The 21,636-nt window shown below is 70.3% G+C and carries 13 protein-coding genes; 6 read left to right on the forward strand and 7 right to left on the reverse strand.

What is annotated here, in order from left to right:
- Positions 1-16: 16 nt before the first annotated feature.
- From ABIC63_RS10840 to ABIC63_RS10855, 4 genes are all read right to left on the reverse strand, one after another.
- The gene (locus tag ABIC63_RS10840) at positions 17-331 is read right to left on the reverse strand and encodes a copper-binding protein (RefSeq protein WP_354319743.1); all 315 of its coding nucleotides are present in this window, start codon (positions 329-331) and stop codon (positions 17-19) included.
- A 166-nt stretch (positions 332-497) separates the two neighbouring features.
- Complete coding sequence (locus ABIC63_RS10845) at positions 498-1,895, reverse strand: multicopper oxidase family protein (RefSeq protein WP_354319744.1); 1,398 nt, start codon at positions 1,893-1,895, stop codon at positions 498-500.
- Complete coding sequence (locus ABIC63_RS10850; RefSeq protein ID WP_354319745.1) at positions 1,895-3,439, reverse strand: TolC family protein; 1,545 nt, start codon at positions 3,437-3,439, stop codon at positions 1,895-1,897. Before ABIC63_RS10850 ends, ABIC63_RS10845 begins: the two co-directional genes overlap by 1 nt.
- 78 nt (positions 3,440-3,517) lie before the next feature.
- Entirely contained in the window at positions 3,518-3,976 is a 459-nt protein-coding gene (locus ABIC63_RS10855; RefSeq protein WP_354319746.1) for a hypothetical protein, read from the reverse strand.
- A gap of 189 nt (positions 3,977-4,165) precedes the next feature.
- Between ABIC63_RS10855 and ABIC63_RS10860 the strand changes: the two genes are divergently transcribed.
- Positions 4,166-4,495: a four-helix bundle copper-binding protein gene (locus tag ABIC63_RS10860; RefSeq protein WP_354319747.1), complete on the forward strand. Its 330-nt coding sequence runs from the start codon at positions 4,166-4,168 to the stop codon at positions 4,493-4,495.
- A gap of 15 nt (positions 4,496-4,510) precedes the next feature.
- On the opposite strand, the gene ABIC63_RS10865 is transcribed toward ABIC63_RS10860, so the two are convergent.
- A complete protein-coding gene (locus ABIC63_RS10865; RefSeq protein WP_502935864.1) occupies positions 4,511-6,679 on the reverse strand; it encodes a heavy metal translocating P-type ATPase in 2,169 nt (722 codons plus the stop codon).
- Between the two features lie 56 nt (positions 6,680-6,735).
- Between ABIC63_RS10865 and ABIC63_RS10875 the strand changes: the two genes are divergently transcribed.
- A complete protein-coding gene (locus ABIC63_RS10875; protein WP_354319749.1) occupies positions 6,736-7,200 on the forward strand; it encodes a Cd(II)/Pb(II)-responsive transcriptional regulator in 465 nt (154 codons plus the stop codon).
- A 19-nt stretch (positions 7,201-7,219) separates the two neighbouring features.
- Here the strand turns inward: ABIC63_RS10875 and ABIC63_RS10880 are convergent, their stop codons facing one another.
- Both ABIC63_RS10880 and ABIC63_RS10885 read right to left on the reverse strand, forming a co-directional pair.
- Positions 7,220-7,507 (reverse strand): hypothetical protein, encoded by a 288-nt coding sequence (locus tag ABIC63_RS10880; RefSeq protein ID WP_294371322.1) that lies wholly within the window; start codon positions 7,505-7,507, stop codon positions 7,220-7,222.
- A 236-nt stretch (positions 7,508-7,743) separates the two neighbouring features.
- The gene (locus ABIC63_RS10885) at positions 7,744-8,391 is read right to left on the reverse strand and encodes a recombinase family protein (protein WP_304304947.1); all 648 of its coding nucleotides are present in this window, start codon (positions 8,389-8,391) and stop codon (positions 7,744-7,746) included.
- Positions 8,392-8,685: 294 nt separating this feature from the next.
- Between ABIC63_RS10885 and ABIC63_RS10890 the strand changes: the two genes are divergently transcribed.
- The 4 genes from ABIC63_RS10890 to ABIC63_RS10905 all read left to right on the forward strand — a co-directional run bounded on the left by ABIC63_RS10890 (position 8,686) and on the right by ABIC63_RS10905 (position 21,636).
- Positions 8,686-9,777 (forward strand): helix-turn-helix domain-containing protein, encoded by a 1,092-nt coding sequence (locus ABIC63_RS10890; RefSeq protein WP_354319750.1) that lies wholly within the window; start codon positions 8,686-8,688, stop codon positions 9,775-9,777.
- Between the two features lie 140 nt (positions 9,778-9,917).
- Positions 9,918-10,544: a hypothetical protein gene (locus ABIC63_RS10895; protein ID WP_354319751.1), complete on the forward strand. Its 627-nt coding sequence runs from the start codon at positions 9,918-9,920 to the stop codon at positions 10,542-10,544.
- Positions 10,545-10,882: 338 nt separating this feature from the next.
- Positions 10,883-13,954: a beta strand repeat-containing protein gene (locus ABIC63_RS10900; protein WP_354319752.1), complete on the forward strand. Its 3,072-nt coding sequence runs from the start codon at positions 10,883-10,885 to the stop codon at positions 13,952-13,954.
- A gap of 302 nt (positions 13,955-14,256) precedes the next feature.
- The gene (locus ABIC63_RS10905; protein ID WP_354319753.1) at positions 14,257-21,636 is read left to right on the forward strand and encodes a hypothetical protein; all 7,380 of its coding nucleotides are present in this window, start codon (positions 14,257-14,259) and stop codon (positions 21,634-21,636) included.

Here is a 21,636-nt window from a genome sequence, read left to right on the forward strand (position 1 = left end):
CTTTCCAATCGGCCGCTCAGTGCGCAACCGTGAGCGACAGCACGGTCAGTTGCCCGTCGACCATCTGCGCCGTGAAGCGCACCTTGTCGCCCGCCTTCACCTCCTTCAACAGCGCCGGGTCGCGGACGCGGAAGACCATGGTCATCGCGCCCATGTCGAGGTTGGGAATGTCACCGTGGCGCAGCGTGATGCGGCCCTGGGCGGCATCGACGCGGCGGACTTCGCCTTCGACCTGGGGCAGCGGTGCGTCGGTTTGCGCGAAGGCGGCGGGGGAGGCCAGCAGGATGCCCGCGGTGGGCAACAGCAGGGCGAGAAAGCTTCTCTTGTTCATGGTTGGGTCCTTCTGAATCGAATCGGTGGCTCTGTCATGCGCTGGGCGATGTATGCCCTTCCGGTTCGGGGAAACGCCGGGCGCGGCAGAGTCGGGAAAGATGAGGTACGTGACGTACCGGCTTTCGTTGGCGTCGGCAATCGAGCCTTAGGCGGCGGTGCCCTTGTCAGTGGTGGTCATGGCCACTGGGCTTACGGACGGAGGCGGGTGCGGCATCGGTCATGCCTGGAGCCACGGCGTCTGCCGGGCCGGCTCGGCTCACCGCCGCAGGCGCCTGGCCCGCATCGACCTCATGCGCCACGCTGCCCGGCGGATGCCTGAACCAGCCCGGGTCACGGAAGTCCCCCGGCGCCTGGTCGCGCCGCACCTTCAGCAACGTGAACATGCCCCCCATCTCCGCGGGACCGAAGGGGCCGCGGCCGGTCATCATGGGCAGGGTGTTGTCGGGCAGGGGCATCTCCATCGAGCCCATCTCGGCCATGCCCTTGTCGCCCATCACCATGTAATCGGGAACCAGCCGGCGGATGGTGTCCGCGACGCCGCGATGGTCCACGCCAATCATGGTGGGCACGTCGTGGCCCATGGGGCCCATGGTGTGGTGGCTCTTGTGGCAGTGCAGGGCCCAGTCGCCTTCCTCGTCGGCGATGAACTCGATCTGGCGCATCTGGCCGACGGCGACATCGGTGGTCACCTCGGGCCAGCGGGCGCTGCGCGGCACGGCGCCGCCATCGGTGCCGGTGACCTCGAATTCGTGGCCATGCACATGGATGGGGTGGTTGGTCATGGTGAGGTTGCCCACGCGGATGCGCACCCGGTCGCCCTGGCGTACGCAGAGCGGGTCGATACCTGGGAACACGCGGCTGTTGAAGGCCCAGGTGTTGAAGTCGGTCATGGTGTTGACCTTGGGCGTGGCGCTGCCGGGCTCGACGTCGAAGCTGCCGAGCAGGAAGCAGAAGTCGCGCTGCACGCGGACAATCTGCGGATGGCTGCGCACCTTGGGGTGCGTCACCCAAAAGCCCATCATGCCCATGGCCATCTGCACCATCTCGTCCGCATGCGGGTGGTACATGAAGGTGCCGGGGCGGCGCGCGGTGAACTCGTAGACGAAGGTCTTGCCCGGCGGGATGTGCGGCTGCGTGATGCCGCCGACACCGTCCATGCCGTTGGGCACCCGCTGTCCATGCCAATGCACGGTGGTGTGTTCGGGCAGGCGGTTGGTGACGAAGATGCGCACCCGGTCGCCTTCGACCACCTCGATGGTGGGGCCGGGCGACTGGCCGTTGTAGCCCCACATGTTGACCTTGAAGCCCGGTGCCATCTCGCGCACCACGGGCTCGGCGACGAGGTGGAACTCCTTGACGCCGTTCTTCATGCGCCAGGGCAGGCTCCAGCCGTTGAGGGTGACGACCGGGTCGTAGGGCCGGCCATCCGGTGGCAGGAGCGGCGGCGCGGTGGCGGGGCCGGTCTGCTGCGCGGCCTCGGGCACGGCGGCCAGGGCCACCCGACTGACGGCACCGGCGGCGGCGCCGGCCAGCATGCCGGAGAAGAAGTGTCGGCGGTCCATCAGTGGCCTCCTTCGTTGGTCGTGCTGGCGGGGGCTGCGCCCGTCCCTGCACCGCGCAGGGCCGAGAGGCCGGCGGGCGAACTGCCGGTCAGCGCCATCTGCAGATCCACCTCGGCGAGCCAGAAGTCGCGCTGGGCCTGCATGGCCGCATCCACCGTTCGCGCACTGGCGCGGGCTTCGGCCAGCAATTGCCAGACGCTGGCGCCCATGGCGTTGTAGCGCAGCACCATCTCGTCGTTGACCTGGCGCTGCAGCGGCAGCACCTCGGCCTGGTAGCGATGCGCGATCTGCCACGCATGCCGGCGGGCGGCCTCGGCTTCGCGCACTTCGCTCGCCGCGGCCAGCGCCACGCCACGCACGCGGGCGGCGGCCTGCAGGTAACGTGCCTCGGCCTGCGCACTGCGTGCCTGGCCGAAGTCGAAGAGCGGGATCGGCAGGCCGATCTCCCAGCCGCGTTGCGTGCTGCGGCCCCGGTCGATGTCGTTGGTGAAGGTGGTGTTGCGGGCAACGCCCAGTTCCATCACGTCGACGAAACGGGTAGCGCGTGTCAGGCGCTGGGCCTCGGCAATGGCTGCGGCGTCGGCGCGGGCGGCGCGGAGGTCCAGACGATCGCGCAGGGCCTGCGCCTGCAGGTCGGCATCGCCGGGCAGCGAGGCGGGCAGGTCGGGCAGGCGGTCGGGCAGCGTGAGCCGCGCGGCCTGTGCGCCATCGAGCCCGAGCAGGCGGACCAGGGCCTCGCGGCTGGCGGTGGCGGCCTGCTCGGCGCGGGCCAACTGCGCCTGTGCGTCGGCCTGCTGCAATTGCTCGCGTGCGGCCTGCAGGGCGGGCCAGTTGCCCGCCTTCTGCATGCGCTGGGCCAGCGTCGCGCCGGCTTCGGCGGCATCGCGCACGTCGCGCAGGTAGACGGCGCTCTGCCGGTCGGCGACGGCGCGCAGCCAGGCGCGACGGGTGTCGGCCGCCAACTGCAGCACCGCCTGCGCCGCATCGAGCCGGGCCGCCTCCTGCTGCTGGCCGGCCCAGCGGGCGCGCCAGGGCAGGGTGAGCAGGCCCACCACGTTGAAGCTGATCAGGCGGTCCAGCTCCAGTTCGCGGCCCTCGCGCAGCCGGCTGAAGGAGAACACGGGGTTGGGCAGCGTGGCTGCTTCCGCCCGTTCGGCGTCGGACAGCTGCAGGGCCGCGAAAGCCGCCTGCATGCGGGGGCTCTGGGCCAGGGCGATGCGCACGGCCGCCTGCTGGTCGAGCGGGCCCGCCAGCAGCGTCTCCGCCTGCGCCGCAGATGCGGTGTCGGGCCGACGCTGGGGCCGGGCGTCGCCCACGAGCGGCTGGCCCTGCACCAGCGAAAGCGCCTGCGGTGCATCGCCCTCGGGCGACAGGCTGGCGCAGCCGGCGAGCAGCACGGCGAGGCCTGCCAGGGCCATGTGGCACGCACGGCGCAAGATGGCGGGCGGCGCCGCGACGGAAAGATGGGGAATCGGCGGCGCTTCGTCGTGGCGACGGCGCAGCGGCAGCCCGCGCACGCTGCGCGGGACGAGAGGGGTGGACAAGAGAACGCTCCTTGAAGCAATGCATCGGCACCGCGGCGCGTCAGGACGGCTGCGGCGGACGGACTACGGGCAGGACGTTCAGGAAATGGGCGGCTTGTCGGCCTGCGCGAGCAGGGCGCTTGCGAAGTGCGGGGCGCTGCTGCGGGGTTGCACGCGTGCGGGCGGCGCGACAGGGGCTTCAGATGCCGCGTCGGTCATCGCCACCGAATGGCAGATCTGGCAGAGGCCGCAGTGGCCATGGTCGTGTGCGGTGCCGCTGTCGTCGCCATGGTGCGCCACGGAAGGGGCGCTGGCGACGTGGGGCGATGCTTCTTGCATGCCGTGTTCTTCATCCGCAGCATGCTCATGGCAGTGCGCCGTTGGCTGCGCTGGGGCTGCCGCCATCGCCGGCATGTGTTGCGGCGCCGGCATCGGATTGGCCGTGCGGGCGGCATGTGCGGACGGCGCCGCGGCCGTGACCTCCACCGCCATGGCGCCACCGATCCAGCCGCGCAAGGGCAGCAGGACGAGGGCAAGGACCAGGACGAAGAGGCGCACGGGCGGCATTCTAGGAGTGCACGCCAGCGCGGGCCTTGACGCCCCGCAGGGGCGCCAATGCATCGCTGCGGAGCCAGCCTTGCCCTCGCAGCCTCATGCACCATCGTCCGACATCGCGATGTGCACGCCGTCGCAGGCTTGGATCACCCGGCAAGCCGCTTGCCCTCACCCAATGAAAGGAACATTGCGATGACCCCCATCGATCACCAGGACTGCATCGACGCCTGCAACGCCTGTGCCGTGGCCTGCAGCCATTGCGCGGCGGCCTGCCTGCGTGAGCCCGATCCGGGCGCCATGGGCGGCTGCATCCGTCTGGACATGGACTGCGCCGCGGCCTGCCAGTTCGCCGCGGCGGCGCTGGCCCGCGGCAGCGAGCATGCGGCGGCCATCTGCGCGCTCTGTGCCCGCCTGTGCGATGCCTGCGCTACGGAGTGCGCCCAGCACGAGGCCGACCACTGCCAGGCCTGTGCCAAGACCTGCCGCGACTGCGCCGGCGCCTGCCGGGCCATGGCCGGCTGAGAACTCCCGTACTGGTCAGCGCCCCGGCAGACCGCGCAGCAGCCGCAGCCCGTTGGCCACCACCAGCAGGCTGGCGCCCATGTCGGCGAACACGGCCATCCACATGGTGGCCTGCCCGGCGATGGCCAGCGCGAAGAACACGGCCTTGATACCCAGGGCCAGCGCGATGTTCTGCCAGAGCAGCGCATGCGTGCGGCGCGACAGTGCCACGGTGTCGGCGATGCGGCCCAGGTCGTCGTTCATGATGACCACGTCGGCCGTCTCCATGGCGATGTCCGTGCCGGCCGCGCCCATGGCGAAGCCGATGTCGGCCTGGGCCATGGCGGGCGCATCGTTGATGCCATCGCCCGCCATGGCGATGACGCCGTGGCGCTGTTGAAGGTCGCGAATGGCAGCCAGCTTGTCCTGGGGCAGCAGGGCGCCACGGGCATCCGTGATGCCGACCTGATCGGCCACGGCGCGGGCGGTGCTGGGGTTGTCGCCCGTCAGCATCACGGGCGTGACGCCCAGGTGCTTCAGGCGCGCCACCGCTTCCCTGGAGCCGGCCTTGAGCGTGTCCGCCACCGCGAAGACGCCGAGCACCGCATGTTCGTCGGCGAGCAGGGTCAAGGTGCGTCCCTGTGCCTCGTGCTCGGCCAGCAGGGCTTCCAGCGCCGGGCTGCACAGGCCTTGCTCCTCGATCAGGCGGTGGTTGGCGAGCACCAGCGGCAGTCCGTCGACCACGCCCCGGACGCCGCGCCCGGCCAGCGCTTCGAAGCTGTCGACACCGGGTATCGCCTCGGTCGTGGTGAGGCCCTTGGCAATGGCGAGCGAGACCGGATGGTCCGAGCGGCCCGCCAGGGCCGAGGCGGCGCGTTGCACATGCGCAGGATCTGCATCGCCCCAGGGCTGCCAGTGCACCAGCACCGGCTTGCCCTGGGTCAGCGTGCCGGTCTTGTCCAGCGCGATGGCCCGGAGCCGCCGCGCGCCTTCGAGGTGCGTGCCGCCCTTGATGAGGATGCCGCGACGCGCGGCGGCCGTCAGGCCGCTGACCACCGTCACCGGCGTGGAGATCACCAGCGCGCACGGGCAGGCGATGACCAGCAGCACCAGCGCCTTGTAGATGGCGTCGAGCCAGGCCCAGTCCATCAGCAGGGGTGGCAGCACGGCCACGGCCACGGCGGCGATGAACACCGCCGGCGTGTAGATGGCGGCGAAGCGCTCGACGAAGCGCTGCGTGGGCGCGCGCGACTCCTGCGCCTGCTCGACGGCTTCGATGATGCGGTCCAGCGTGGTCTGTCCGGCCACGGCCGTCACACGCACCTGCAGCTCGCCGCCCTGGTTGACGGTGGCGGCGAACACCGGGTCGCCGACGGTCTTGTCGACCGGGATGCTTTCTCCGGTCACGCTCGCCTGGTCGATGGTGCTGCGGCCGGCGCTCACCTGGCCGTCCAGCGGCACGCGCTCGCCGGGGCGGATGCGCACGATGGCATCCAGGGGCACGCTGGCGGCGGGCACGCGCTGCCAGCTGCCGTCGGCGGCCTGCACCTCGGCCTCGTCGGGCGCCAGCGCCATGAGGCCCGAGATCGCGTTGCGCGCGCGGTCGGCCGCCTTGTGCTCGATCAGTTCGGCCAGCGCATACAGCGCCATCACCATGGCCGCCTCGGGCCATTGGCCGATCAGAGAGGCGCCCGTCACCGCCACGGCCATGAGCGTGTCGATGCCCAGGCGTCCACGCCTCAGGGCGCGCAGGCCGCTCAGGTAGATGCCCGTGCCGGCCAGCGCGATGGCCACGGCGGCCAGCGCCATGCCGGCGATGCGCCATGCCAGGGCGTCGGGCAGCAACAGGTGGCTCAGTTCGGCTGCGATGGCGACGCCGAGCGCGGCGGCGATGCGGGCTGGACCGGGCAGGGGGCCGTGGTCGTGCCCATCACCGGCCTCGTGCGCATGCGTGTGCGCGTGGGCACTGTCATGGTCATGGGCGTGACCATCGCCGTGACCGTGGTCGGCTTGGCGGTGCGACGGGGATGTGGCGGCGACCGCAGGCGCGGGGGTGCCGCATCCGCAGCCGGTACCGCAACCCGCGGCAATGCGCAGCGTGCGCGGCGCTGAGGGCGGGGCGACCGGCTCGGTGGCGGGGGTGTGTGGCGTGTGGTGGCGGTGCGCCGGCTCGCCGGCGAGGGAGGGGGAAGGGCGGCTCGTCATCGGGTTTTCGCTTTCGTGCCAGCATTGAAAACCTTCAAGCCACTTCAAGGTCAAGCATGCCTTCTGCAAGCCCCCATCTGCGCATCGGCGAGGCAGCCAGTCGCTCGGGCGTCAGCGCCGCCAACATCCGCTATTACGAAAAGGAGGGTCTGCTCGGCGCGGAGCAGCGGGCCGACAACGGCTACCGGCTCTACAGCGCCGACGACGTGCACCGCCTGCGCTTCATCCGCATGTGCCGGGCCATGGACATGTCGCTGGACGAGGTGCGTGCGCTGCTGTCACTGGACCTGCGCAGCAAGGCCGACTGCAGCGCGGCCTGCGACGTGCTCAACGCGCACCTGGGCCATGTGCGCGAGCGCATCGCGGAGCTTCGATCGTTGGAGCAGGACCTGAAGACGCTGCGCGACCGCTGTGACGGTCAGGACAGTTATTGCCACACCATCGAGGCGCTGCATGCGCTTGCGGATGCGCAGACCGCCGAAGGCACCGCCACGCAGGCCGGGCCTCGGCGCCATGTATGAGCGGTGAGCGGAAGTCCGGCTAGTGCTTGTAGCCCAGGGCGGTTGCGGGGGCGGGCCGGGTGAACGGCCGTTGTCCCAACTCCGCGCTGGGCCGGGGCTCGACACGCGCCAGCGGCGGCTCCATCCCGGACAACTCTGCCAAGCGCCGGTCGGCCTCGCGCCTCAGTGCGGAGATCCGGGCCATGGCCTCTGCCTTGACGATCCGCCGACCCCCCTGCGTGCTCTGCTGCAACTGGTGGATGGCTTCGTACGTGTCGCGCTCGGCCCGCATCCATGCAGCAAATCGGGGGTCGGGTGTTTCGTTCATGGTGGCCTGTGTGGGATACGGAGCCTGTACGCGGTCGTGCAGGTAAAGCCGGGCAGTGTGAGGGCCACCCGGACCTTTGCTCGTAGGACAAGCCTTGGGGCGCCAGTAGGTCGAGGCTCCCGAACCTCCTCGTGCCGTCCGCTTGGTTGCGAGGCAGCGGGCCGCCTCTCACCTGCGCCAGCGCCCTGAAAGGCCGCGGCGCCGAAGATGTGGTCTCGCGCTGCGAGGCGTGCGCGTCATGCGTTGGGCCGCTGATCGGCCGTGTGGTCGGCGTCGACAGATCGAGGTCGGCCGCACGCCGGTGCGTGTGCCTGCCCGATGTGCGTGGGATCGGCGTCGGCCGACTTCATGTACCGCTGCAAGGTGCGCGGATGCACGCCCATGCGCTGGGCGACCTGCTCCAGGGGCTCGTGCTGCAGCTCGAGCAGCAGCGCGTCGAGCTGATCGTCGGAGAGGGCGCGAGGCCGGCCGACGTGGCTGCCGCGGCTCTTGGCGGAGGCCATGCCGGCCTTGGTGCGCTCGCTGATGAGGGAGCGTTCGAACTCGGCGAGGGCGCCCATCATGTGAAAGACGAGCATGCCGCCCGGGGTGCCGGTGTCGATGCACTCGGACAGCGAGGCGAACTGCACGCGCCGCCGGCCGAGGGCGGCCACGATCTGCACGAGGGACTTGAGGGAGCGGCCGAGGCGGTCGAGCTTCCAGACCACGAGGGTGTCGCCGGGCTTGAGGCGGCGCAGGGCGCGGGAGAGGCCTGGGCGGTCGAAGACGGCGCCGGAGACGCCGTGGTCGGTATACAGAATGTCACAGCCTGCGCTGTGCAGGGCCCGGACCTGGGGGTCGAGGTTCTGCTCGTCGGTGGAGACGCGGGCGTAGCCAACTTTCATGGTTTCCAGAGGGAGAAGGTGGCCGCGCGATGGAGTGTGCGGGGCGTCTTCTGTGCCAAGTAATTAACAAGGCCGGAGTCTAGGCATTGACAAAAGGGTTCCTTTTTGTCCGCGTCATTTACATCCATCACGTTTGTGTGCTCCACGAGTAACAACGGTCGCCCTGAGAAAGTTGGTAGCTATTAGGATTTAAAGGAACCTTTTTGTCCAAGGCAGGTTCCTGCGGGCGGCGCAAGCGGGGCCCGTGCTGCGATGGACGGGGGGCGGGATGGGGTCAGCCGGCCTGCGGGCGGGGTGACGGCGGACGGCCTGTGCGGGGGGCCGGGCGCGCCGCTGGCGCAGCACCTGCAGCGGCTGGAGCAGGAGCTGCGGGCCGTGCTGGAGACGGTGCACGCCTGCCGCCAGATTCTTGATGCGCCGCGGGAGGCCGAGCCGGCTGAGCGAGCCGTGCCTGCGGCCTCCAGTGCGTCGACCGCAGCCTGTGGGCGGGTCACGTCCTTCGCGGCATCTGCGCCTCTTCCGGCCGCACCCTTTTCGTCTCCGGCCCTTTCTTCCCCGACTCTTTTCTCACCGCTGTCGTCCCTGCTGGCCTCGCCCGCGGCCGCGAACGACCGGGGCGCGTGCGCGACGAGCGCGTCCGACTTCCTCTCTTCAGCGAGCGCCGCCTCTGGCAGCGGTGGTGCTGGCGGCGTGCTGCCACGCATCGATGGGGCGCTGGGCGAGACGGGGTGGTCGCTGCTGCGCGACGGGTGGGTGCTGGTGGCGCCGGACGGATTCCGGCTGAGGCTGAACCTGTGCGAGCGGGCGATCCTGAGCGCGATGGTGTGCGCCCCGCAGCATGCGCTGTCGCTGGGTGGGCTGATCGAGCTGCTGACGCAGACGCGGGCGAACTTCGGGCAGAAGCCGCTGGCCACCAGCAGCATGCGCATGATCCTGATGCGGCTGATGAAGAAGCTCGAGCGCTCGGGCGCGCCGTGTCCGATCCTGTCGGTGCACGGCTGGGGCTACCGGCTGAGGGTGGGCGACGAGCCGGCGGGCGGGCGTGGGCAGATGGTGCAGGGGGGCCGGATGGCGGCTACTGCTGCTGCCGGCGTTGCTGGCATGCCCATGGCGGCAGCCCTCACGCCGTCCCCGGGCTCCATTGCACTGACGCCGGCCTCGTCCTTTGGCGAGCCGATGACCCCGTCCACCCCATCTTCAATCCCGCCGTCCTTTGCGGACGCCTTTGCTGTCCCTGCCAGCGCCGCTGCTGCTGCAGGTGCTGCCGCTGCCTCGCGTACGCCGGTGCAGCCGATCTCCCCGAAGTCTGTTCTTGCGGCCCGACGCGGCGCCTCGCCTGTGCGTGCGGATGCGGCCGACCGGGCTTCCGGAGCGCTTGGCGGATGACGCGCCGATGCGTGCCTGTGCCTGTGCCTGTGCGCCGCGTGCTGCGGCCGCCCCTGACTTCGAGCGGCGCCCCTGCGAGGGCGCCGGCGTGTTCGACCTTGTCCTGTAGCAGCCCTGAAGACCTGAAAGAGGTGAAGACCATGAAACACCGCCTGATGAATCCCTTGATGAACGTGCGCCTGATCGCGCCGGCCTTGCTGAGCGTGGTGCTGGCCGTGCCGGCATTTGCGCAGCTTGCGCCGTCCGCGTCCGCCTCTGCCCCCGCGAAGGTCGAGCAGAAGGCCGAGCAGAAGCCCATCACGGTGGAGCTGACGCAGAAGAAGGTGGTCAAGGACGAGCGGGGCCGCGAGAAGCTGGAGGAGGTCGACGGGGTGCGCCCTGGGGACGTGCTCGAGTACCGGGCGGTCTACAGGAACGTCAGCAAGCAGGCCCTCAAGGGCGTGGCGGCAAACCTGCCGCTGCCCGAGGGCCTGGAGTACGTGGCGCGCACGGCGCAGCCGGGCAAGGGCGCGCAGTTCGCGCTCAAGGCCGATGGGGCCTATGAGGCGGAGCCGCTGATGCGCAAGGGTGCGGACGGGCGCATGCAGCCGGTGCCCTTGAACGAATACCGGCAGATCCGCTGGCGCCTGGACGAGCTCGCGCCGGGGGCCGAGGCCGTGGTGAGTGCGCGCGCGAAGGTGGAGACGGCCCCCGCGCCGAGCGCTGCGGCGGCGCGCAGTGGCACCAGCACGGCGGCAGCGGCGGCCCCGGCGGCGGCCAAGCCGTAGAGCGGAGCGCGGCCGCTGGAGCGGGCCGCTTGAGCAGCGCTCGAGAGACGAGCGCTTGAAACCTTGAGAACGGGAGTGCGCGCGCTGGCGCGTGTGGGCATGCGGTGCCGTGGGGCGTGCGCATGTGCAGGCGCGGCGTGGCGTGTGGCGTGTGGCGTGTGCCTGTTTCTCAGACCGAGTGTGGGTTGCAGCGAGTTCCCGAGCCGAGAGGCGGGGGGGAGGCGCGGCGGCCGCACTGCCCTGCTGTGCGGGAGGCGGCGCATGAAGCCGTGTCGCAAGGCAGATTTTTAGTGAAGTCCTTTTGTGAACGTCGGCATTCCTTAGAGAGGAGAAAACACGTGAAAAACCATTACCCCCATACGCGAGGCGGCGGCGCGCTGCTCGCGACGTGGGCGGGCACAGCAGCCGTGGCGGCGGTCTTCCTGGGTGGAAGTCCGTTGGCCATGGCGGCGGCGCCTGCCGCGGGATCCAAGATAGGCAACGTCGCTTCGGCGAGCTACTACGACACGGACAACAAGCAGCAAAGCTCCAGCTCCAACTCGGTGGAGACCACGGTGCTGCAGGTGGGCTCGTTCTCGCTGGACAGCAAGATCACCACAGCCACGCCGCTGGACGTGATCAACACCAAGGCGGGCTCGGCCGGTGCCACGATCTATGCGTCGCACGTGCTGACCAACACGGGCAACGGGCAGGACGCGTTCACGATCAAGGTGGATGCGTCGGGCACGCCGAAGTTCAAGACCATCGCGGTCTATGCGGACACCAACGGCGATGGTCTGCCCGATGGGGACCCGCTGTGTACGGACAGCACCAGTTCGGGCTCGATCGGATGCGCCGTGTCCACGCCTACGTCGGTGGCGGGCAACGTCAGCGGTGCGAACAACAAGTACAACTTCGTGGTGGCCTACACGCTGCCGGCGACGGCCACGGGCACGGGTGCGTACGACATCGGCAAGGTGACGGTGGCGCCGGTGGCCTCGAGCGTGACGGCCTATGGCTATGCGGCGACCAACCAGAGCGTGCAGGTGCAGGATAGCGTGAACCTGACCACCTCGGCGGCCTTCTCGGTCAGCAAGAGCATCGGCGCGCCGAATGCGGGCATCTACCCGCCCGGGGCGCTGACGGGGACATGGCCGAGTGCGATCGGCAACAACCCGAGCTCGGGCAGCAAGAGCGTGGCGGGCGCGAGCTGCGCGACCACGTGGTCGACGGGCCTGGCCTCTACGGCCTCGTGCACGTACATCACGTACACCATCTCGTACACGAACAACGGTGCGGCCAGTGGCCGGTTCAACCTGCAGGACGTGATCGGCACCGGCGAAACGGCGGGCTTGACGTACGTGACGGGTTCGGCCAAGTGGAGCGGCAATGCAAACACCTCTGCGGCGCTGAGCGAGAGCAGCAACTCCGGGTTCACGGGTGCGGACTTCAACGTTGCCACCACCGGCAGCGTCAGCACGCTGACCTTCGTGGACGGCGCGGTGGCTGCGGGCGGCAGCGGCAGCCTGAGCTTCGTGGTGCTGGTCAACAGCAGCGCGACCAAGGGCGGCGACACCACCAGCAACGCGGTGAAGTTCAATCCGTTGGATGCCACGGGCGCCAATGCGGCTTCTCCGGTGTTGGGCAGCAGCCCCTCGACGTCGAACAAGTCGGTCTTCCTGGTGGCGGGCTCCTATGGTGTTGCGGTGGGTGCGGCCTCCTCGGCGACCTCCAGCGACGCGAAGGACGCGACGGCGGGCACGCCCAATGCCACGAGCACGGACTCGCAGTCCAATGCCAAGGCGACGGCGGGTTCGTCCACGAGCTTCACGCACAAGGTCTACAACCTGGGTGATGACGACATCGTGAACGTGACGGTGGCCTCCAGCACCTTCCCCACGGGCACGACGTTCCGCTTCTACAAGGCGGACGGCACGACGGAGCTGTCGGACCACAACAACGACGGCATCCCGGATACCGACACGATCAAGGGCGGCGACGTTGCCACGATCGTGGTGAAGGCGTTCATTCCTGCCACGACGGCGCCCAATGCGGCGGCCAACTACACGTTGACGCTGCTGGGCACGTCGGTGACCGACGCCACCAAGAAGGACGCGGCCAAGGACACCCTGGTGGCCGTGGTGGGTGCGGCGGTGGACCTGACCAACAGCAAGACGGGCGTGAGCAACAGCGGCGCCAATGCGGACGTGGGCCAGGGCCCGAGTGCGCAGCCGACGTTGATCAATGCCAGCGTGCCGGCGGGTTCGTGGACCACTCTGGACCTGTGGATCACCAACAACGACACCCAGAACAACACCTACACCCTGGTGTCCAGCGGCAACTCCAGCCTCTCGGGCAGCCTGCCAGTGGGCTGGACGGTGAAGTACGTCACGGGTGCGGTCGCCAAGACCGCGTGCGCGGCGGCGAGCGGCATCGACCCCAGCGCGATCTCGGTCAACGCTGGCCAGCAGCAAGAGCTGACGGCCTGTATCTCGATTCCTGCCACGCAGGCGCTGACGAACCAGGCGGTGTACTTCCGGGTGCGTGCGACGGGCCCGGGCTCGGACGGCACCGTGCCGGTGGACACGCTGTATGACCAGATCAACGTGATCGCTGCGGCGCTGACGTACTCGGCCACCATCGATCCGGCGGGCGGCGGCAGCCAGGTGGTTCCGGCCGGCTCGGTGACCTATGCCAAGACCATCTCGGCCGGCGGCACGGGCATCTGCCAGGCGGGCCAGGTCACGGTCGAGCTGGGCACGGGCAACGCCGATGCGGCGGCGGGCTGGTCGTATGCGATGTACGCCAACACCACCGGCACGCTCAACCCTGCCACGGATCTGGTGACCGCGGCCACGGTTCCCGGTCCCAAGCCGGGCCAGCCGGTGTACGTGTGGCTGAAGGTGTTCGCACCGGGCAACGCGGCGGTCAACACCTATGACGACGCCACGGTGACGGTGACCTTCCCCGAAAGCACGGCCGGTGCGGGCGACAGCTGCGGCACGGTGGTGGGCACGGCCCGCTCCACGGTGGTGCTCTCGCAGATCGTCGTGAGCAAGCTTCAGGCGCTGAACGCCACGTGCGATGCCACCGGTCTGACCACGGCGTTGGCAAATCTGACCGCCGGCTCGATCACGGCCAAGCCGGGTCAATGCGTGGTGTACCAGGTGACGGCGAGCAACAACAGCACGTCCACGGTGACCAACCTGTCGGTGAGCGACACGGTGCCGACCTACACGACGTGGACGGCCTCGGTGCAGCCGGCGACGGGGTGCACGTCCACCAACATCGTGCCGACGCTGGGCAACAGCGGTGCTGCGACCTACGACTCGGCCAGCAAGAAGGTCAGCTGCGACAGCGGCGCGAACAGCAACACGGTCTCGCCCACGGCCACGGCCACGCTGACCTTCCAGGTCCAGCTGGACCAGTAAGCCTTCCGAGGCGCTGAGGCTGCGAGTGCCGTGAGCGTCCTGCCCCCCGCTGCGGGGGTGGGGAGCCAAGGCGGTGCTCGCACCCCCGAAGGCAAAGCCTGCCTGCCCTGCTGTGGGCACGGCTTTGCCCTTTTCTGCGCGCTTTGGTGCGCGGGTGCCAGAGCGCGCAGAAAAGACCCGAGAGAGAGATCACCGAGAGAGAAGACGAGCGACAGCGACGAAGGAGGGGGCGGGCGCCCAAACAAGGAGCCTGCCGCCCCGCTGCCGATCCAGCCCACAACAACGCACAAGCCAGCCCAGCCGTGACCGCCATCCAACTGCACCCGATCCCGATCCTGCTGCGACGCCCTAGCCGGCGGCTCGGCGCCTGGCTGCCGATGCTGCTGCTGCCGGCGATGCTTGTACTGCTGCTGCTGGGCCTGTGCGGCGCGGCCGGGGCCAGGCCCGCGCCGGGCGGCACCGTGATCCGGGTGGTGGCCACGGCCACCTACACGCCGGCGGGCTACACGCAGACCGAGACCGTCTCCTCCAATGGTGTTGCGCTCACGGTGCAGTCGGTGGAGTCGCTCACGCTCACGCAGGACCAGACGCTCACGCGACCGCCGGGCATGCCGGTGGCCGTGAGCCACCTGCTGACCAACACGGGCAACGTGCGCACGGGCTACAAGCTGGGCTGGGCCAATGGCGGGGCGGGCTGCCCGAGCAGCGCCGCCCTGAGCCTGGCCTCGCTGCAGCTGGTGCGCGATGCCAACAGCAACGGCGTGGCGGACGCGGGCGAGCTGCCCCTGACGCTGAACACGCCTGGCGCCCTGACGCTCGATCCGGGCGAGACGGCCACGCTGCTGGCCGTGGGCACCATGCCCACGGCGGCCTCGGGCGCGGTGTGCGCCACCCTCACGGCCACCTCGGGCGTGCAGGCGGCCACGGCGAGCAACCGGGACGTGATCGAGATCGGCAACGTGGCGGTGCTCAGCCTCACCAAGTCGGCCAGCTACAGCGCGCCGCTGCAGCCGGGCGTCTCGCGCATCGACTACACCGTCAACGTCACCAACGTGGGCAACCAGGCGGCGCAGGGCGCGAGCACCGCCATGCCCGGCAACACGCCCATCGTGGTCAACGGCAGCCCGGTCAATGCGATCCTGCTGCGCGATGTGATCCCCACCGGCACGCAGTACGTCGCCGGCAGCCTGCAGACGCCCATCCCCGGCATGCTGCGGCTGTTCCGTCTGCCGGGCGATGCGCCCTTCAACTACCGAACGGGCGCCGCCGACGACGCCTCGGCGGTCGAAGTGGCGGTGGCGCTGCCCGCGCCGGCCAGCGTGGCGGCCAACGCCTCCTTGCAGATGCGCCTGTCGGTCATGGTCGCGGCCAACGCCAGCGCGGGCAATCTGCTCAACACCGCGCAGGCGTTCTACAACGACGGCACGCAGGCCACCTCCAGCGCCTCCAACACCGTGCCCGTGTCGCTGAACCCGGCGCGCATCGGCGTGGCCGAGTGGGCCAGCCTGCCGCGGGCCAACGCCGACGGCACCGCCGACGTCACCGTCTCGGTGCGCGTCAAGAACTACGGCGCGTCCTGGCTGTACGACGCGCAGCTGATCAACGTGCTCGAAGGCGCGGGCGCCACGCAGTTCGGCACCTACAGCAGCGCCGCCAGTCCGGCGGCGGGCCAGTACACCCTCGTGCCCGGCTCCCTCAAGACCCTCCAGGCGGCCGGCAGCGTGGGCGGCCAGTTGGCCGCCGTCAACAGCGCCTTCGACGGCACCGCGGCCCATTCCTCGCTGCTCGCGCCGGGCGCCGTGCTGCCCATCGGGGGCGACCTCACGCTGCAGTTCGTGGTGCGCTTCAACACCGCGGGCCGGGCCGCCACGCTCGCCAACAGCACCCGCGCGCAGGCCGCCACGGTGGCGGGCAACACCGCCAGCATCACCGACGACTCCGTCAACGGCACCGACCCCGACCCCGACGGCGACGGCAACCCGGGCAACAACACCTCGCCCACGCCCATCGGCACGCAACCGCCGCTGCTGAGCCTGAGCAAGAGCGCCTCGGCCCCGCGCTACGTCGCGGCCGGCGTGTACGACGTGGACTTCAGCTTCAAGGTCAGCAACACCGGCAGCGGCATCGCGCCCAACCTGCGCGTGATCGACAACCTCAACTGCGCCTTCTCGATGGACCAGGCCGACGGCCCGGTCGCGCAGTGGGCGCTGCTCGGTCCGGTCCGTAGCGGCGCGGGCATCCTCGCGCCCTCGGCCAACTTCACCGGCGCGGCGCCGTGCGACCGCACGTCCTGGAACGCCACCGATGCCACGCAGTTCCCCTCCGCCATCGCGCTGAGCCTGACCGACGGCAGCCGGGCGCTGGGCGCCGGCCAGAGCGAGCAGCTGGGCTTCACCGTGCGCGTGACCCTCAAGACGAACCGCACCGGTGGGCGGGTGACCTACACCAACAAGGCCTGGGCGGCGGCGCTGTCGGCCAACACCATCAATTTCGACCCCGCGCTGGTGGCCGGCGCCTCCTCCGCTTCGGCCGTGGGCCTGCTGGTGGACCCGCAGGGCACCGTCTACGACGCCGTCAGCCGCAGCCCCATCGCGGGGGCGGTGGTCACCGTCAAGCGCCAGTCCTGCGACGGGGGTACCCCCGGGGCCATCACCGCCGACCAGGTGCTCGGCGGCAACTCGGGCGTCTACACCTTCAACGCCGACGGCACCCTGTCCATGACCACCGGCGCCGACGGCAACTGGCAGTTCTACTGGCTCGCGCCGCCGGTCTCGGGCAAGTGCAGCTACACCGTCTCGGTCACCCCGCCGGCCGGCAGCGGCTACCTCTACCCCTCGCAGCGCATCCCCGCACAGGGCGGCACCTTTGCCAGCTGCGGCGCTGTCACGCCCAACCCCCAGTCGCCCAAGGAGGGCGAGGCCACCACCTGGTACACCAGCCTGGCCTCCGGCTTCAATGCCGACGGCAGCGCCTGCGACGTGGTGCACAACCACATCCCGCTGGACCCGGGCCTGGTCAACGGCCTGCTGCTGCGCAAGGCGGCCAGCAAACAGCAGGTGGACTTCGGCGACTTCCTGGACTATGCGCTCACGGTCACCAACAAGACCGGCTTCCCCATCAAGGGCATCGCCTTCAGCGACACCCTGCCGGCGGGCTTCGCCTACGTGCCGGGCAGCAGCAAGTTCAACGGCAACGCCATCGCCAACCCGAGCGGCGGCGCGGGCCCGGCGCTGGTCTGGCAGATCCCCGATGCGCAACTCGCGGCCGACCAGAGCGTGATGGTGCGCTACCGGGTGCGCGTGGGCGTGGGCGCGCGCATCTCGGGCAACGCCACCAACCGTGCGCAGGCCAGCGCCAAGGGCTACACCTCCAACACGGCGGAGAACACCGTGCGGGTCAACGGCGGGGTGTTCTCCGACGAAGCCTTTGCCTTTGGCAAGGTGTACATGGACTGCCGCGCCGACCGCCAGCAGGACGGCGAGGACGAGCCCGGCGTGCCCGGCGTGCGCCTGTGGCTGGAGGATGGCACCAACGTGATCACCGACGGCGAGGGCCGCTGGAGCCTGTACGGCCTCAAGCCCCTGACGCATGTGCTGCGCCTGGACGAGACCACGCTGCCGGTGGGCGCGCGGGTGGCCATCCAGGACAACCGCAACGCCGGCACCGCCAGCAGCCGCTTCGTGGACCTCAAGAAGGGCGAATTCCACAAGGCCAACTTCCCGCTGCACGGCTGCGACAACGCGGACACGCTGAAGGACGTGCAGGCGCGCCGCCAGGCCGCCGCCAAGAACCTCGACTCGGAACTCGCGGGCGCCTTGCGCAACCGGCTGGACCCCAAGGGCCAGGTGGTGACCGCCAGCGACACGCGCGGCATGCCGGCGGCCGGGCAGATCAACGGCAGCGGCGGCGGCGCGAACGCCTCGCTCACGGCCACCACGGGCCCGCTGATCGCGCTGCCCGGGGCGCCGCAGCGCGCGGCCGGCGTGGGCGCGGCCGGTGCCGGCAGCGGCAACTTCCTGGACGGCACCGTGGGCGGCACCGGCACGCTGGCGGCCGCGCAGCAGGTCAAGTCGCTGCCGGCCACGGGCCAGGTCCCGAGCGCCGGCGTCGGCAGCCAGGCCGCCGGCCTGCCCGGCAGCGTCACCGCCGGGCTGGTGCCCCAGCCGGTGGCCCCGAGCAGCGTCGAGCTGGAGAAACTCCTGCCCGAGCTGGACAACAAGCCCGGCTTCGTGGAGCTGCGCGATGGCGACACGCTCCCGGGGCAGGCGCTCAATGTGCGCGTGAAGGGCCCCGCGGGCGCGGTGCTGCAGCTGTCGGTCAACGGCGAGCTGGTGGACGGCCGGCGCGTGGGCAAGAAGGCCACGCTGCCCAAGACCGAGACCAGCGCCTGGGAGTACATCGGCGTGGGCTTCAAGCCCGGCGCGAACCGCCTGCGCCTGCAGGTGATGGACGAGATGGGCAACGCCCGCGGCGAGCCGGTGGAGATCGGCGTGACGGCCCCCGACAAGCTGGGCATCGTGCGCATCGTGGTGCCCACCGACGCGCGCGCCGACGCGCGCACCCCGGTGCCCGTGCAGATCGTGCTGACCGATGCGGCCGGCGTGCCCGTCACCGCCCGCACCCAGATCACCCTGGAGAGCGATGCCGGGCGCTGGCAGGAGGAGGACCTCAACGACAAGGAGCCCGGCCTGCAGGCCTTCATCGAAGGCGGGCGTGCCACCTATCACCTGATCCCGCCGGGCACCCCGGGCGACGTGCGCGTGCGCGCCACCGTCAACGCCCTGGTGCAGGAGGCGCGCCTGGCCCTGCTGCCGGACCTGCGCCCCATGATTGCCGTGGGCATCGTGGAGGGCACGCTCGATCTCACCAAACGCGGCAAGCTGGGCATCGACCAGCTGCCCGCGGGCGCGGCCTTCGAGCAGGAACTGTCCTCGCTGGGCAACAACGGCGACACCACGAACACCCGCGCGGGCGGCCGCGCCGCGTTCTTCCTGAAGGGCGCCATCAAGGGCGAGTACCTGCTCACCGCCTCGCTGGACACCGCCAAGTCCAGCCGCGATCGCCTGTTCCGCGACATCCGCCCCGACGAGTTCTACCCCGTCTACGGCGATGCCTCCGAGCGCGGCTACGACGCGCAGAGCTCGCAGAAGCTGTATGTGCGCATCGACAAGAACCGCTCGTACCTGCTGTACGGCGACTTCCAGACCGCCAGCAGCACCGAGGTCAGAAAACTCAGCCAGACCAGCCGCACCCTCACCGGCATGAAGGGCGTGTACGAGGAGGGCGGCATGCGCGTGACCGCCTACGGCGCGCGCACCTCGCAGACCCAGCAGATCGAGGAATTCGCGGGCAAGGGCATCTCCGGGCCGTACTACCTCGCGGGCAACCTGGGCGATCTGGTGGAGAACAGCGAAACGGTGGAGATCGTCTCGCGCGACCGCAACCAGGCCAACGTGATCCTGAAGGCCACCACGCTCACGCGCTTCGTGGACTACACGCTGGAGCCGAGCACGCGCCGGCTGATGTTCGTGAGCCCGGTCTCGGCGGTGGATGCGGACCTGAACCCGCAGTCCATCCGCGTGACCTATGAAGTGGACGCGGGTGGGCCGAAGTACACCGTGGCGGGCGTGGACGCGCAGGTCAAGCTGGGCGAGCGGGTGCAGGCCGGCGTGGTGGCCCATGTGGACGAGAACCCGGACAACCGCCGGCGCATGACCGCGGCCACCGCCCTGGCGCGCCTGGGCGAGAGCACCAGCATGGCCGCCGAGGCCGTGCGCACGCACAGCGACGACAAGGGCTCGGGCTCGGCCGGCCGCATCGAGCTGCGCCACCAGACGGAGAACCTGGGCGTCTCCGCGCAGGTCGCGCGCGCCTCCAGCAGCTTCGACAACCCGGCCGCCGGCTTCGGCGCGGGCAACACCGAGGCCAGCGTGCGCGCCGAGTACCGCATCGACTCCACCCTGGCCGCACGCGCCGAGGCGCTGTACAGCAAGAGCGAGGGCACCAGTGCCAGCCTGACCAGCAGCACCGACGGCACGAGCCTGTCCACCGCCACCGCGGCCACGCCGGCCGCGCGCGGGCAGAGCGTGTCGCTGCTCAAGCGCTTCAACGACTACTTCAGCGCCGAGGTGGGCCTGCGCCACGGGGCCACGGCCAGCAGCGGCTCGGCCTCGATGTTCAGCTACGACCAGGTCTCCAGCTTCAGCAGCACCACCGGCTCCTCGGTGACGGCGCTGGGCAGCGCGGCCAACAGCAGCAGTTCCCTGGCGAGCGACCAGAACGATCTGACCACCGTGCGCGCGCGCCTGACCGCCACGCTGCCCGGCGCCCCGCAGGCGCAGGTCTTTGTGGAGGGCGAGCAGGACACGAAGAACTCCGGGCGCCACATGGCCGCCATCGGCGGCAACTACGCCATCACCGACAAGACCCGCGTCTACGGCCGCTACGAGCTCAGCTCCACGCTCTACGACGACACCAGCAGCACCACCGGCAGCAGCACCAGCCGCAACGTGGGCATCCTGGGCATCGAGAGCGCCTACATGGAGGGCGGGCGCGTCTACAACGAGTACCGCCTGGCCGATGCCGACAGCAGCCGCACGGCGCAGATCGCCAACGGCATCCGCAACACCGTCAAGCTCGGCGAGCACTGGGCGCTGACCGGTGGCATCGAGCGCACCCGCGCCCTGGGCACCGTCTCCAGCACCAGCCTGGGCTCGGGCCTGGGCAGCTCCACCGCCGTGACCAGCGGCGTGGAGTACACCAACGGGGCTTTGCGCGCGAGCGGCATCCTGGAGAAGCGCACCGGCTCGGACGCCGACACCGTGCTCGGCAGCATGGGCGCGGGCTACCGCCTGAACGACGAGTGGACGCTGCTGGCACGCAGCGTCTACAGCAGCAGCAAGGGCGTGGGCGACCAGCAGGGCAACGAGCGCATCCAGTCGCGCCAGCAGCTCGGCGCGGCCTACCGCCCGAAGAACGACGACCGCTTCAACGCGGTGGCGCGCTACGAGCACCGCAGCGAGACCATCCGCGGGGACACGGCCACGGCCGGCAGCATCAGCGGCAACGCCTTTGGCTCGGACGCGAGCCTGCCCGGCAGCTACAAGAGCGACATCGCCTCGGTGCATGCGAGCTTCAGCCCGGATGCGGACAACACGCTGAGCGGGCGCTTCGCGGTGAAGCGCTCCAGCTACGACGACGGAAGCCTCAAGAGCAGCTACACGGCGCAGTTGCTGTATGGCCGCTGGACGCGCGACCTCAACGCCAAGTGGGACCTGAGCGTGCAGGGCGGGCTGCTGCACGGCTCGGGCGGGGCGCTGCAGAAGTCGCTCGGGCTGGAGCTGGGCTACCAGGTGATGAAGGACCTGTGGCTGTCCGTTGGCTACAACGCCATCGGGCTGTCCGACCGGGATCTGACGGCGGGCGAGTACACGAGTAAGGGCGCGTACTTCAGGTTGCGCTTCAAGTTCGATGAGACGGGGCTCGGGTTTGCGCGCAGTGGCGAGGGATCGCCGGGGAGTCCGGTGGGGGCAGCCAGCCTGACGAGCAACGCGCCGGGCAAGCCCATCGAGGCACCGCCTCGGATCGAGGAGCCGGGGCAGACGCCACCGCAGCAATCGCAATCGCAACCGCAACAACCGCAGCAGCAACAGCAGTCCGGCTCCGCCGGGGGAGGGCAGTGA

Origin of the sequence: Pseudacidovorax sp. 1753 (assembly GCF_040544975.1) — a bacterium.
In the GTDB taxonomy this organism is placed as follows: Bacteria; Pseudomonadota; Gammaproteobacteria; order Burkholderiales; family Burkholderiaceae_C; genus Xenophilus.

Bases quoted from the DNA above. Each gene is read 5' to 3' on its own strand.
- ABIC63_RS10840 (WP_354319743.1), bottom strand. From the start codon at position 331: ATGAACAAGAGAAGCTTTCTCGCCCTGCTGTTGCCCACCGCGGGCATC.
- ABIC63_RS10845 (WP_354319744.1), bottom strand. From the start codon at position 1,895: ATGGACCGCCGACACTTCTTCTCCGGCATGCTGGCCGGCGCCGCCGCC.
- ABIC63_RS10860 (WP_354319747.1), top strand. From the start codon at position 4,166: ATGACCCCCATCGATCACCAGGACTGCATCGACGCCTGCAACGCCTGT.
- ABIC63_RS10865 (WP_502935864.1), bottom strand. From the start codon at position 6,679: ATGACGAGCCGCCCTTCCCCCTCCCTCGCCGGCGAGCCGGCGCACCGC.
- ABIC63_RS10875 (WP_354319749.1), top strand. From the start codon at position 6,736: ATGCCTTCTGCAAGCCCCCATCTGCGCATCGGCGAGGCAGCCAGTCGC.
- ABIC63_RS10880 (WP_294371322.1), bottom strand. From the start codon at position 7,507: ATGAACGAAACACCCGACCCCCGATTTGCTGCATGGATGCGGGCCGAG.
- ABIC63_RS10885 (WP_304304947.1), bottom strand. From the start codon at position 8,391: ATGAAAGTTGGCTACGCCCGCGTCTCCACCGACGAGCAGAACCTCGAC.
- ABIC63_RS10895 (WP_354319751.1), top strand. From the start codon at position 9,918: ATGAAACACCGCCTGATGAATCCCTTGATGAACGTGCGCCTGATCGCG.